The following is a 13338-nucleotide window of genomic DNA, read 5'->3' on the forward strand; positions in this document are numbered from 1 at the left end:
ATTACAAAAATTTGAAATAAGTTTACTTTCATAAAAAAAGTTGAGCATACTCAGTTTCAAATTTTTGTGAAAAGTGGTTGTAAGAGGTCGATGAAAAATTAAAAAGCTTCCTGATTTCAATTATGATCTCAACCCAATTTGAGATTTAAGGGCGTTACTTGATGGGAAATCAACGAAAATGAATTGACTAACAATAAATGGGTATAGGTAAATTAATAGTATAAAAATTTTCTATCCTTTTTTGTCAAAACTATAAAGATATCTTTCTTATTACCATAATTTAAACTAAGATTAGTTTCGTCAATAGGTTTTTGGAGATACTAAATATGCGTTTCGTTAATATGGAAGAAGCTAAAACAAATTTACCTAGACTGATTGCGCAGGCTATAAATGATGGTACTGGCTTCCTTATAACTAAAGTTGGAAGACCATAAGTTAACGTGGTACCAATTAAAGAAAAAAAGCGCAAAATTTTTTCTGTTTTAATGAAGGGAAAGATAAGAATTTCTGATGATTTCGATTTGCCAACTGAAGAAATAAATAACATGTTTTATGGTCATCATAAATGAAGATTCTTCTTGATACACACATAATAATTTTGATTTTAGAAGACTCTGAAAAACCATCAAAAAAAGCGCTCAAAATTATTGAAAATACTATTGAGATCTTTTATTAACGCGGTTTCTATTTATGAAATGATAATAAAAATGAATTTGGGAAAATTAGATATAGAAATTTACGATTTCAAAAGCATTTTTAAGAAAACTAATTTTATTGAATTACAGCTAAAATTTGATCATATTCTGTCATTAAACGGATTGCCTTATATTCACAGAGATCCAATTGATCGAATATTCATTTCTCAAGCGCTGTCTGAACCGCTTAAGTTAATTACAGCTAATGCGTTAGTTAAAAAATACTCTGATTTAATAGAGTTCGTTTGATATTTAATCGTAACTCTTAATTAATACTGATATTTATAAGTTTTTCATAATATAACACTTCATAGAGCTCATGTTTGAGGGGCATGATTCAATCAATATCAGCATTTTGATACTTAGAGACTCGCTTACAATTATATTTGCTGAAAAGTGATTGTAAAGAAAATCCTTACGATCAAAATCCTGTGAATTTGATTGTAAGGATTTTCTTTACCCTCTAACTCAAGTAAACACTTCCCGTATTAGAAATGTTAGGAACTTTAACATCATTTTTTCTTATTAATTTCAATCACTAATAGATATTTCAATGAAAAATATTTAACCTATTCTTGTTGTAGTGTCTTTCTTTAAAATATTTAGATATTCGAGATAAGCATATTTTCTGTTTCTTTGTAGCCCTGTAATTTCTGTTATTATTCCAATTTCTTTCAATCTAACCAAAGCACGTTGAATTGTTGCTTGCGAAGAACCATTAATATGTCTTTCTAAGATGGGTACGCTCACTATTGGATAGCAACATAATTGATGAAAAATTTGATTCATCATCGGAGTTGGTTTGTTAGCGCTTATTTTTGCTAAATCTCGATTATGAATTTTATGAATTTCTATCGCTGTAAAATTTGCCATTTCAGCTGTCTCAGCGACCCCTCTTAAGAAAAATTTAATCCACCCTTCCCAATCACCTTTATTACGAATGTCCATGAGTTTTGAATAATATTCTGTTCTATGCGCTTTAAAGAAATAACTTAAGTATAAAAGAGGTTTTTCCATTACATCCCAGCTACACAAAACAAATGTTATTAATAGACGCCCCAATCTTCCATTACCATCGAGAAATGGATGAATGGTTTCAAATTGAGCATGTATCAACGCAGCTTTAACTAAATAAGGTAAGTCATTTTGTGAATGAATAAATTTTTCTAATTCACTCATATGTTTATTGACTTCATCAGGTGGAGGAGGAATAAAATCAGCATTATTTAGCTTTGCATTAATATTGCCAATCCAATTTTGATTAGTTCTGAATTCCCCTGGAGTTTTCTTGGAGCCCCTTACACCTTTTAAAAGAATATTATGAATTTCTTTAATGAGACGAGTAGATATTGGAAGATCTTTAAGTCTGCTTAGACCTTGATTCATTGCATATACATAATTCGAAACTTCTTCTACATCTGCATTATTTTCTTCCATAGTTTCATTTACACTTAAAATATCTTCTAAGGAACACTGCGTTCCTTCAATTTGAGAGCTTAGCAAAGCTTCTTTTCTTACATAAAGATATACGAAAATATCTGGATCAGCGATAATTGATGCAAGCCCATTTAGACGACCAAGCGCTAGATCAGCTTTTGAAAGAAGTGAAATCATTTCCAAGTCATAATTTAATGGGGGTGATGGTGGGAGAGGTTTAGGGATAAACGCTTTATACTTAGCACCATTTATAGTCGTAATTTGTGAAACATATTTTCCAGCTCTATTTTTAAAATCATTTTCTTCATTATTTTCAATATCTAAAACCTTCATAAATTAATTTACCCAATTATTACATATTGTTAAGTGTTTACTTTTAAAAGTGACTTAAGAATCTTCCTTTTGTTGCTTAGAGACTCCCTTACTATCAGATTTGGTGAAAAGTGGTTGTAAAGAAAATCCTTACAATCAAAATTGTATGATTTTGATTGTAAGGAGTCAATGAAGAATCAAAAGTCAGCTTTTGACTGAGTGTCCTTGGCAGACGTAACTCAAAACACAGTTTCTTAAAAGAGCATTTTAACTGTGAGCATTTTCTCAAAAAAATTCAGTTTCATTGCGCCTAACATTACTGTAAAAACAACCTCATCTCAAGCTTTTGCTAAGCGCATAGAACCAAAGGCGAACTCAATTAAAAATACAGACATTTATTATTATTTAATTATTACTCTCTTTTCTCAAGAATATCTTTCAAATTGCTATTCATTAAATTAAATCCAGTCGCTGTTTTTTTAGCAGCAAAAAAACTAAATAAAGGAACTAAGCATCCTGTAAAATTTTCACCTTGGGTAAAATCAGTTGATCCATCACCGTTGTCTTTTAACAGAAAATAATGTTCACCACGAAATAGCCAACGATATACAAAGGTACCCACCCAACGCAATTCTTTATTAGGAACATATTTGTTAATAACAGGTTTAAACGTAGCGGGACTTCCACCTGGAGGAGCAATTGCAACAGTCAATCTTTCACCTTCCTTTTGCTCCCCCTCTATTTTACTTATAAAAAGATTCCATTTTGGATAATTCTTAAAATCGATAAGCATATTCCAAACTTGTTCAACGGGTGCATGTATTTTAATATTTGTATCTATTTTCATTTATTCTCCTATTTTCATTCAGGATATATACAATTAACATATAATTAAAAAATTCAATTACTAATATTTATTTATAATAATAGTTAAGACTAATCAATGAAAATTTTGAAAATTCTCCCCTAAAAAGATCAAATTACAAATTTTATATATTTATTTACAAAAAATTTCACTCTTACGATTTAAAAAAGCTTTGCTCAACCATATAGCGTACTCATATAATTATTTTCAAGATACTCAAACAACATTTTAATATGATATATAAAAAGCGTAACTCGATCTGATTATTTAGATGTAAAAATTTAATGCGAAATAAGGAGAACTCTATGTCTGTTCTATTTGAGCCTATCAAAATGGGTGATTTATCATTAAACAATCGAATTATTTTAGCGCCCCTCACCCGCTGCCGTGCAAACTATCAAAGAGTACCTAATGACTTGATGAAAAAATATTATTGTCAAAGGGCGTCATTTGGCATGATTATCACAGAAGCGACTTCAGTTGATCCTCTCGGCGTTGGTTATCCCAGAACACCCGGAATATGGAATGAAGATCAAGTAAGTGCTTGGAGAAATATAACAGATGCCGTGCATGAAAAAGGCGGAACAATAGTCATGCAATTATGGCATGTGGGAAGAATTTCCGATCCCATTTATACAGGTCAAACTCCAATTGCCCCAAGCGCTATCGCTGCAAATCTAAAAGTTTCTATTATCCGCCCAGAAAAAAAATTTGACACTCCGCGCGCAGTTACTTTAGAAGAGATAAAACAATTGGTCGAGATCTACAGAAATGCTGCAAAAAATGCGAAAAGAGCTGGCTTTGACGGCGTAGAATTGCATGGTGCAAATGGATATTTATTGGATCAATTTTTGCAATCGAAATCAAATATACGCACAGATCAATATGGGGGATCAATAGAAAATAGAGCGAAATTTCCTTTAGAAGTCGTAGATGCCGTCATTGATGTCTGGGGAGCAGGTCGAGTCGGTTATCACATTGCACCGAGATGTGATTCTCATGATGTGGGTGATGAAAACCCACTTGCAACTTTTAGTTACCTTGTTTCACAGTTATCAATGCGAAATATTGCTTTTATATGTGCACGTGAATATGAAGCACAAGATAGCTTAGTTCCAAAATTAAAAAATCTTTTCTCTGGCAAGTTTATTTTAAATGAAAGATTTACTAAAGAATCTGGAGAAAATGCAATACAAAATGGTCATGCCGATGCAATCGCTTTTGGTAAATTAACTATTCCAAACCCGGATTTAGTGCAAAAATTTAAAATGGTTGAAAAATTAAATCAACCGAACCCAAAACATTTTTATAATGAGCATAAATATTTATTTGATTTAGCTGAGCCTTTGCCAAAAGAAGGATATTATGAAGCGGATAAAATGGGATATACTGAATATCTTAAAGTTTGAAAATATGCTCTCATATATTCTCACTATTTAAGATCATATTGAGTGCCAAGGTTACTTGCAACACAGTCCGCATTGTTCTGTCGCCAATCCATACGATTCAATTGTCCAGGTCCATAAGCAGATATTACAAATATACAAGCATATTTATGGTTAGGAACTCTAGTTAAAGCTCCATCGTTTCTAACCGCAGTGAAAGAATAAATAGAATTAAAAGATTTTTCTATTGTAACTTCCATACCTACTTTTCTTGTTCTATTTGGAAGTATTTCAAATTTATTATTAATATCAATTTGATTACAAGATTCATCTAAAAAATTTACATTATCTTCATATAGTCTCGATATCTGAACAAACCAACTGTAATTCAAGTCTTTATTATTTAATGTATACCAAACATGAACACTTGGACAGTTTGGTTCCTGTGTGACTTCATTTGATTCGTTGATAGGATATTTTGGCCTCTCTATTAAATAATTTCTAGAACTATTGGGAGGATTTAATCTCGAATATGAATGAGCATTTATTGTAGGTAATAATAATGCAATAAAAATCGATTTTATATATATATTTTTCATTAGAAACCTTTCTATATATTCAAATATTTATTTATAATAATTATAAAAAATGAGGTATATAATTTTAAATAATAAAAAAATTAATATTATAAAATTTAAAATAAAAATTTAATCGCACATTTTTTACAAAACTTTGATCGCTTGTAAAGAACAAGATTTAAATAATTTATAAAATAAGACTTGTCAATATGATAAATAAATAAAATTTTAGCAATATTAATCTATATTTTATTTTTTTCCTTGCTATTTTATAATCTGATTTTTTTTTGAATTTTTTATTGATGGATAACAAAATATTTATATAAATAGCCCAAAGTCATTCTAAAAATCTCTCAGTGGGGCTACTTTTCGAATTTCTAATAGATTCGTTTGAGAATATTCTAATATCATTTGTAATATAAATTTTAATTTTATTTAACCATTGCCTCCATTACCACCGTCTCCCCCATTCCCAAATAAACTCCATCCACCGTTACTACCATTTCCACCATCACAGTCACTTTTAGAATTGCCACCATCACCACCAACTTTACCATCGGTGAAAATTTGAGATTCACCGTTTTTTCCATCTTGACCATTGAGAGAGTTATCGTTTCCATTTTCTCCCTTTTGAGCTTTTTTGTCTTCAAATTGTTTTTCACAAAAATTATTTTCATTTGCTAGAGAGGCTTCTGTTGAATAATTAAACAGCGCAAACAAAAAAAATAATTGGTAGAATTTCTTAAGACTTAATTTTCTGAGTTTCATTTGAGTTCTCACTTTGCATATAAAATTTATTTATCTATAACAGTAAAAATTACAGAAAGATTAAAATTAGTCCACAATATCTATTTTATCTAATGAGAGTTCTTTTAATTATTTCACAATTTCACAAGGTCATAAGTATTATTATATATAATTGTATCACTGAACTTCTATCGAAGACTTATCTTCAATAGGATCATACCTGTTCTTACCTTTTGTGCCTGGAAGGGAGCTCATGATAATAAAAATGAAAAAACCAATATAAGGAATTAAATAAACAAAGTACCACCAACCACTTTTATTCATATCATGCAATCTTCGCACTGATACAGAAATATATGGAGGAAGTAAGCCAAAAGCTCCTACAACTGAAAAAATAAGAATAAGTAAAATATCTCGTTCATTTTTACCTATTATCAGAACTAACAAAATTGGAATAAGAGTAATTGCATAATAAAATAAGATAAAATACCAAAATTCAGAGACACTTGCCCTGCCTTTAAAACTAGCATATTTGCCTAGACAAATTTTAATCGATTTAATAAAATTCATATTATCTCCTAATGAAAAATATTAATTTGATTTTTATAAATAAATATTTTATTTATGTCTACTTTTTGAATATTTTTTTAAAAGAGCGATCTTTTATGGATAGATTTTCAATTTTCCAATCTATTAAAAATACCAATCTAAATTAAGGTCACTTTGCCAATCATATCTCTATCCATGACACATATATATGGTTGAAATTATATATAATAATATTCTCATATTACGAATATGAAAAATATAAATCTTTAATTTCAAACAATAATCTTGGGATAAATTTACCCATAACCATTCTTATATAATCAGCTTTGAAATATACTTGTTTATGTTTTAAAATGCTTACAATGTCAATATGAGTATTTTTCATTTTTTTATAATCATCACTTTACATTTAGATTTTTTTTTTGCTACATTCAAAATGCAATAGTTAAGAAAAGACCATCTGACAAAAATAATGACAGGACTATAATATGCAGAATAATATACTATGGACTCGGGATGATTATTTAATTTCAACTGACAAAAAAAAATTGGATATTGCATTTATTCATTCTTTCCTCAAAACAACAATCTGGGCAGAAGGAATTTCGTTCGAGACTGTCAGAGAATCAATAGAGAACAGTCTCTGTTTCGGTTTATATAAGAAAAATCAGTCTGTGGGTTTTTCTCGCTTTGTAACAGATTATACAACCTTTGCTTATTTATGTGATGTATTTATTTCTCCCGATTTCCAAGGGCAAGGACTTGGAAAGTGGTTAATGGAATGCTGCTTAGAGCATTCTACCTTAAAAAAGTTGAGACGAATTATGCTTGTAACATCTGATGCCTCTTGGCTTTATGAAAAGACAGGATATTTACCAGTTAATAAAGAAAACTTTGTCTGGCATATTGTAAGGCCTCATATTTATAAATCGTAAATGCTTAATTAAAATATGTTAAATGGAAAAAAAATATTAATATTACCAAAAATTATTTCAGAATTCATTTTGACTTAACTTGGCAGGGATCTCAAATGCAGTCATTATGAATAATAAATAAGTTGAAGAACAAATTTTAATCTACACCAACAAATAATCACATTAGTATAAATAATATTATCCTGTATTTTTGATAAAATATAGATTATTTATAAACAAATTTAATTCCAGCAAAAAAACAATTATATAATAAGCGCTTAATAAAGAATAAAATTCCTCATCCATTATTTATAAAATCTGCATTATTCATAGGGAAGTCTATTTAAATAACAATCGAAATTTAAAAAAATATGATATACAAATGTTCTTCGCACGATAAGATTATTATTCGCTGCTGAAATTCAAAGTCAAAAAAGGAAATTTATATGTCAATTTTATTTGAACCTATTAAAATAGGTGAATTATCTCTAAAAAATCGAATTGTTTTAGCGCCACTTACACGCTGTCGAGCGAATTATCAAAGAGTGCCAAATGATTTGATTGAAAAATATTATTGTCAAAGAGCATCATTTGGCTTGCTAATTACAGAAGCAACCTCAATCGATATGTCTGGCGTTGGCTTTCCAAGAACCCCCGGTATTTGGAACGAAGATCAAGTGAAGGCTTGGAGAAAAATAACAGATGCTGTCCATGAAAAAGGTGGAACAATTGTCATGCAATTATGGCACGTAGGAAGGGTTTCCGATCCTATTTTTAATGGGCAGCCTCCTATTGCGCCAAGTGCAATAGCACCAAAGCAAAAAGTTTCTCTAGTCCGCCCAGAAAAATTCTATGAGACACCACACGCATTGAGTGTTGCAGAAATAAAACAAGTGATCAAAAGCTTCAGAACAGCGGCAGAAAACGCTAAAAGAGCTGGTTTTGATGGAGTAGAGTTGCATGGAGCAAATGGATATCTATTAGATCAATTCTTGCAATCAAACTCTAATATACGAAAAGATCAATACGGTGGTTCAATAGCAAATAGAGCGCGATTTCCATTAGAAGCAGTCGATGCCGTGATTGATGTCTGGGGTGCAGGTCGTGTTGGATATCATATTTCACCGAGGGGCGATTTGCTCGATGTGAGCGATGAACATCCTCTGGAAACATTTAGTTACCTTGTTTCTGAATTATCAAAGCGCAGTCTTGCTTTTATATGTGCGCGTGAATATGCGGCTAAAGATAGTATTTCTCCTATATTAAAAAGACTTTTCTCAGGTACATATATTTTAAATGAAGGTTTTTCAAAAGAAACAGGAGAAATTGCAATTCAAAATGGAGATGCAGATGCGATTGCCTTTGGCACGTCATCAATTGCGAATCCTGATTTAGTGCATAAATTTAAAATGAATGAAAAACTAAATCCATTCGATCCAAAATATTTTTACAATGAACATAAATATTTATTTGATTTGGCAGAGCCTTTACCTAAAGAGGGTTATTATGAAGTAGATAAAATTGGTTATACTGATTAAACAAAGCGGTTTAATTGGAATTCATAATTTATTCTCCACCGAGAAATATATTTATGGATTTTTATTCTAAAATTGCAGGATATTTTATTAATAGTTAAGCACCATTTTGAAATAACTTTTTGTATTTTTTGTTTTTTTATAATTTATTATCATATTTGACAAATAATTTATTCTGCTGGTAATAGTAATTGCTGTTCTTTGTTTGCTAAATATTTATTTTCTAAATAAAAATTAAATAATATTACAGAAAGATTATTAAATGAAATACTTTAAAAAAAAATTTCCTGTTTATACAAGTTTACTTGCAGTTACAACTTGGAATATCAATGCATTTTCTGATGAACTGAAAACTACAAATGTTTTGCCGCTAGCAGAAATATCTATAGAAAATTTATCAGGAAATTTTGGCGAGATTTTAATTGAAAATGGTTTTACGAGAACTTTTCATTTAAGAAATAAAAACTCAGTGCCTATAAATATATCATCATTAAAAATAATAAATGATATTTATAATAGTTTTAGCATAGCTGAGAACACAAACGAATCAAATTGTAAAAACTTAATTAATCCTGAATCTTATTGTGGTATACCCATATTCTTTAAACCAAAATCAACTCATAATGAATCAGCTTTACTCATTGTGAATTACAGCATAGATTCAAGAGATGAAACATATATTTTTAATTTAACCGGCTGGGGTAAGGAATCATCTGAAAGTAGAATTTCACTATCGAAATTAGGTAAAGATTTTCTCGAAATGACACTCGATACAGATGCTCGATTGGATGAAAACTTTCCAGAAGATATTATTCCAAGCTCATTTGCAAAAAATCATTCAGGCAACTTCAATTATCCAAATCACTCTTTTGAAAAGCCCGAAGTTCTTGACTGGAAAACAAATGAAGAACATGATTATTCACGAACAAGCGGATATACGTTTAGAGTCGATGAACGCGCACCACATGTCCCTTATAAAAATAAACTATGTAGAAAGTTTAATAAAAGAAGAGATAAAATGGATTGTGGTGTTCGAGATCTTGGGGGATTTTGGCCATATGGAACGATGAAAGTTAAGCCTAATGTTGAAAAAATAGAACTTTTAATGAATAGATATAGAAGCCTTACAGGGAGTGACTATGATCTTGAAAAAGTTTCCCTTGAACTCAATTCTTATAGCAATATTTTGCCATTTATCCCCCAATTAGATGATCTTAGCAAAGATGAAATTGAAAAAATGGATGTAAATGATATAAAATATCATCTTTACAAATATTTAAAAAATCAATTAAATCTAAAACATCATGTGCGAGGTGATTATTCGTACACAGGGTTTATTTCAACAACAGTATCGCCCAGATTTTTGCTAAATTATCATGAATCTGTCACTAGAAACTGGTTTTATGTAATGTATGTTGAAGGAGGTGTTAGATATTATGGCTTTAATGAGTCTGAATTCGCTGTACCAGGAGGGATAGATTGGTCAGATGTCATGGGCTATTATGATAGAAAAAAAGGTAAAGCTTTTATAAGACAAGGATTTGAATCGCTTGACAAAGAAGCTTATGATAAAATTAAAAATGTATTTTCTATTTTAAATAATGAATTTAATAAAGATGATTATGTTCACTCACCTTTTTCATTATATGTTAAACCCTATTAAAATGATGCATTAAGATAGGCACACTTTTTTGAATAATAATTTAGTGACAGATTTAAAATAAGAAGAAATTTTACTGCAGATAATCCAACATATTTTCTTTTTTCAATACGCTCTGCACAGCAGGTCTCTCATAAACCCGCTTCATATAATTTGTTATATTTTTAAAATTAAGAGTACTGATTTGAACCCACTTAGTCCAACCAATAATAGTAAATAAATATGCATCAGCAATGGTAAATTGATTTCCCATTATATAATCTTTTCCAGCAAGATTCTTTTCAATATGTTCCAAAAGTGAATTTATTTTTTTTGCAGCAAAATCTTTTATTTCCTTTTGAGCAGTTTCCGATTGTGAAATATCTTTTGCTTGAAAAAAAGGAGTGAAAGCCTTCTGCAGGTCAGAAGCCACAAAAGCCACCCAACTCATGGTTTCAGAGCGCTCCCAAGTTCCGTGAGCTGCTAGCAATTGCGCAGTAGGATTTTGATCGGCAAGATATTCAAGAATAGCTGTATTCTGTGTCAAAGTTTTTCCTTGGCTTGAAATTAATACAGGCACTGCTCCTAATGGATTTAGTTTATTTAATTCAGCCACATTCTGATCTCTTTTCCAACTAACCTCAATGGGTGTGTACTCGAGAGAAAGCTCTTCTAAAGCTATATGGCAGGAGGTTGAACACGTTGAGGTAGAAAAATAAAACTTCATCATTTTACAATCCTTTCTGAGAAAATAGAACTATTATGGATAGAAATCATTAATTAAGCTCATTTTTACTATACTACACCATAAAAATCAAATGTTACCTTGCCACACTCCAATTCCTTCCTTATATTTCGTTCACAGAAAAGTTCTGTTCGATACCCGAGCTAAATTATAACTTAATTTTTACCAGGAGAACATGTGAAATTTAAAATTTTAATTACTTTTTTAATATTATTTTTTACAAAAAATACTTTAAGCAAAGAGGCAGAGAAAATTGTAGAAAAAAATATTACATTAGTCGTTGATAATAAAAAGATGAATATAGATCGTGCTAGAAAATATTATAAAGTGCCAGCAGTTAGCATAGCTCTTATCAATAAAAATAAAATTGAATGGACATATGCAAGTGGAAATAAATCTGCAAGTAAAAATGAAAAAATTGATGAAAATACAATATTTAATTTTGCATCAATGGCAAAATCCATATCTGCTTTAGTTGCTCTTAAATTGGTTGATAAAGGAGTTTTAAAATTAGATACAGATGTTAATAATGAATTATTGAGCTGGAAAATAAGCATTCCAGAAAAATTTAAAGGAAATTTTGTAACTTTAAGATCGCTCTTAAATATGACTTCGGGATTGGGTGTAAGCGGTTTTTACGGTTATGCACCTGAAGAAAAAACTCCCACTTTACTAGAAACTTTAAACGGAAAATTTCCCGCCAACAACAATGCTGTGCTTTTAGAAAAAAAACCAGGAAGTGAATTCAGCTACTCGGGGGGCGGGTATGAAGTTCTAGAGCTATTAATCGAAAGTGTTACAAAAAAATCATTTAGAGAAGTTGCAAAAAATGAAGTACTTCAACCTTTAAATTTAAAAAATACCTCATTTTCTTTTTCGCTCGAGAAGAATTTTAATATAGCTGAATCAACTGATAAAGAAGGAAATTCATTTTCATATCCTTGGAGGAAATCTCCAGAATTGGCTGCAGCAGGTTTATGGACTACCCCCACGGATTTTGCAAAAGTATTAATCGAATTGATGCGCTCATACAATAATGAAAAAAGTTTATTTTCTAAAAGCTTAACTAAAGAGGCATTTAAAAAAAATAAACATACTCCTTATGGTTTCGGCTTTGTGCTTATGGGCAAAGATAAAAATTTTCATATTATGAAATTGGGTCAAAATGCAGGTTATCAAGGATGGTTTATAGCTTATCCAGAAACAGGACAAGGTGCTGTTGTCATAACGAATTCAGACAATGGCCGAGAACTCGCTCAAGATATTATATATTCTTTGGCAAAAAAATATGCATGGCCGACTGATGGAAAATTATTGGATGTCTGGATGCTGACTCAAAATTTATCAAAAGTATCTGACAATTAGTATTTATTCTACACATAATTTTTATCGATTTATCCTGATATCCCATCAATAATACCTTTGTCTGTGTATTGCCACCAAAACCAATCATTATTTTGCCCTGTTGTTGGAGTAGTTGGTTTGGCCACATTCTAGTTTGCAACCAAAGAGGTGAAAGTCTGAAGTTGTACTTTTCCCAGCGCACATTTTTTTTCCAATATGTTGGACTCGTATAAATAATTGGATATATATTCAACAAAATTTCTGCTTTTAATATCACGATAAGTTCATATAAATGATCTGCAATTCTATCAGGAATTGCGTCTTGATTGTGTTTATGTTCAACATCAATGGCAATTAAATGTTGCTTTTGCCATAGCGTACTGAATATCTGCAGCTTTTACTTTTTCCCCGTTTATTTGTCCTTGAAAATGTGAGACATCGATCGCATTCTGTAATTTATCAATAGATTTTATTGAAATATGAATCCTCCAATAGTTTAATTTTAGAATTTTTTTTAAATTGATAAATAAAATAGTAGTTAAATTATTATATAAAGTTAATAATAACTTAAATGCATCGAACAATTCATTATA

12 protein-coding genes are annotated in these 13338 nt (G+C 30.3%); 6 read left to right on the forward strand and 6 right to left on the reverse strand.

Going from position 1 to position 13338, the window contains the following annotated elements; all coding sequences use genetic code 11:
• Positions 1-326: 326 nt before the first annotated feature.
• The gene (locus H7355_RS10125; RefSeq protein WP_186647117.1) at positions 327-434 is read left to right on the forward strand and encodes a type II toxin-antitoxin system Phd/YefM family antitoxin; all 108 of its coding nucleotides are present in this window, start codon (positions 327-329) and stop codon (positions 432-434) included.
• An 825-nt stretch (positions 435-1259) separates the two neighbouring features.
• Here the strand turns inward: H7355_RS10125 and H7355_RS10130 are convergent.
• Complete coding sequence (locus H7355_RS10130) at positions 1260-2465, reverse strand: Fic family protein (RefSeq protein WP_186647119.1); 1206 nt, start codon at positions 2463-2465, stop codon at positions 1260-1262.
• Between the two features lie 391 nt (positions 2466-2856).
• Positions 2857-3291 (reverse strand): SRPBCC domain-containing protein, encoded by a 435-nt coding sequence (locus H7355_RS10135; RefSeq protein WP_186647122.1) that lies wholly within the window; start codon positions 3289-3291, stop codon positions 2857-2859.
• Positions 3292-3614: 323 nt separating this feature from the next.
• Here H7355_RS10135 and H7355_RS10140 point away from each other — a divergent pair, with 323 nt between their 5' ends.
• Complete coding sequence (locus H7355_RS10140) at positions 3615-4718, forward strand: alkene reductase (protein WP_186647124.1); 1104 nt, start codon at positions 3615-3617, stop codon at positions 4716-4718.
• Positions 4719-4741: 23 nt separating this feature from the next.
• Here H7355_RS10140 and H7355_RS10145 read toward each other — a convergent pair whose 3' ends face one another.
• From H7355_RS10145 to H7355_RS10155, 3 genes are all read right to left on the reverse strand, one after another.
• On the reverse strand, positions 4742-5293 hold the full coding sequence (locus H7355_RS10145; RefSeq protein ID WP_186647126.1) for a hypothetical protein: 552 nt from the start codon (positions 5291-5293) through the stop codon (positions 4742-4744).
• 414 nt (positions 5294-5707) lie between these two features.
• Entirely contained in the window at positions 5708-6040 is a 333-nt protein-coding gene (locus H7355_RS10150; protein WP_186647128.1) for a hypothetical protein, read from the reverse strand.
• 156 nt (positions 6041-6196) lie between these two features.
• Positions 6197-6589 (reverse strand): DUF805 domain-containing protein, encoded by a 393-nt coding sequence (locus H7355_RS10155; RefSeq protein WP_186647129.1) that lies wholly within the window; start codon positions 6587-6589, stop codon positions 6197-6199.
• A 467-nt stretch (positions 6590-7056) separates the two neighbouring features.
• On the opposite strand from H7355_RS10155, the gene H7355_RS10160 reads away from it, so the two are divergent.
• From H7355_RS10160 to H7355_RS10170, 3 genes are all read left to right on the forward strand, one after another.
• Entirely contained in the window at positions 7057-7503 is a 447-nt protein-coding gene (locus H7355_RS10160) for a GNAT family N-acetyltransferase (protein WP_186647131.1), read from the forward strand.
• 425 nt (positions 7504-7928) lie between these two features.
• Positions 7929-9020 carry an alkene reductase gene (locus H7355_RS10165; RefSeq protein ID WP_186647133.1) on the forward strand — a complete coding sequence of 364 codons (1092 nt, stop codon included), beginning with the start codon at positions 7929-7931 and terminating at the stop codon, positions 9018-9020.
• A gap of 259 nt (positions 9021-9279) precedes the next feature.
• On the forward strand, positions 9280-10680 hold the full coding sequence (locus tag H7355_RS10170; RefSeq protein ID WP_186647135.1) for a hypothetical protein: 1401 nt from the start codon (positions 9280-9282) through the stop codon (positions 10678-10680).
• 70 nt (positions 10681-10750) lie between these two features.
• On the opposite strand, the gene H7355_RS10175 is transcribed toward H7355_RS10170, so the two are convergent.
• Entirely contained in the window at positions 10751-11386 is a 636-nt protein-coding gene (locus tag H7355_RS10175; RefSeq protein ID WP_186647137.1) for a glutathione S-transferase family protein, read from the reverse strand.
• Positions 11387-11578: 192 nt separating this feature from the next.
• Between H7355_RS10175 and H7355_RS10180 the strand changes: the two genes are divergently transcribed.
• Positions 11579-12766: a serine hydrolase domain-containing protein gene (locus H7355_RS10180; RefSeq protein ID WP_186647139.1), complete on the forward strand. Its 1188-nt coding sequence runs from the start codon at positions 11579-11581 to the stop codon at positions 12764-12766.
• Positions 12767-13338: the final 572 nt, after the last annotated feature.

The sequence above is a fragment of the Fluviispira vulneris genome, from assembly GCF_014281055.1.
GTDB classification, from domain to species: Bacteria; Bdellovibrionota_B; Oligoflexia; order Silvanigrellales; family Silvanigrellaceae; genus Silvanigrella; species Silvanigrella vulneris.

Coding starts and splice junctions, on each gene's coding strand:
- H7355_RS10125 (WP_186647117.1), top strand. CDS start 327: ATGCGTTTCGTTAATATGGAAGAAGCTAAAACAAATTTACCTAGACTG.
- H7355_RS10130 (WP_186647119.1), bottom strand. CDS start 2,465: ATGAAGGTTTTAGATATTGAAAATAATGAAGAAAATGATTTTAAAAAT.
- H7355_RS10135 (WP_186647122.1), bottom strand. CDS start 3,291: ATGAAAATAGATACAAATATTAAAATACATGCACCCGTTGAACAAGTT.
- H7355_RS10140 (WP_186647124.1), top strand. CDS start 3,615: ATGTCTGTTCTATTTGAGCCTATCAAAATGGGTGATTTATCATTAAAC.
- H7355_RS10145 (WP_186647126.1), bottom strand. CDS start 5,293: ATGAAAAATATATATATAAAATCGATTTTTATTGCATTATTATTACCT.
- H7355_RS10150 (WP_186647128.1), bottom strand. CDS start 6,040: ATGAAACTCAGAAAATTAAGTCTTAAGAAATTCTACCAATTATTTTTT.
- H7355_RS10155 (WP_186647129.1), bottom strand. CDS start 6,589: ATGAATTTTATTAAATCGATTAAAATTTGTCTAGGCAAATATGCTAGT.
- H7355_RS10160 (WP_186647131.1), top strand. CDS start 7,057: ATGCAGAATAATATACTATGGACTCGGGATGATTATTTAATTTCAACT.
- H7355_RS10165 (WP_186647133.1), top strand. CDS start 7,929: ATGTCAATTTTATTTGAACCTATTAAAATAGGTGAATTATCTCTAAAA.
- H7355_RS10170 (WP_186647135.1), top strand. CDS start 9,280: ATGAAATACTTTAAAAAAAAATTTCCTGTTTATACAAGTTTACTTGCA.
- H7355_RS10175 (WP_186647137.1), bottom strand. CDS start 11,386: ATGATGAAGTTTTATTTTTCTACCTCAACGTGTTCAACCTCCTGCCAT.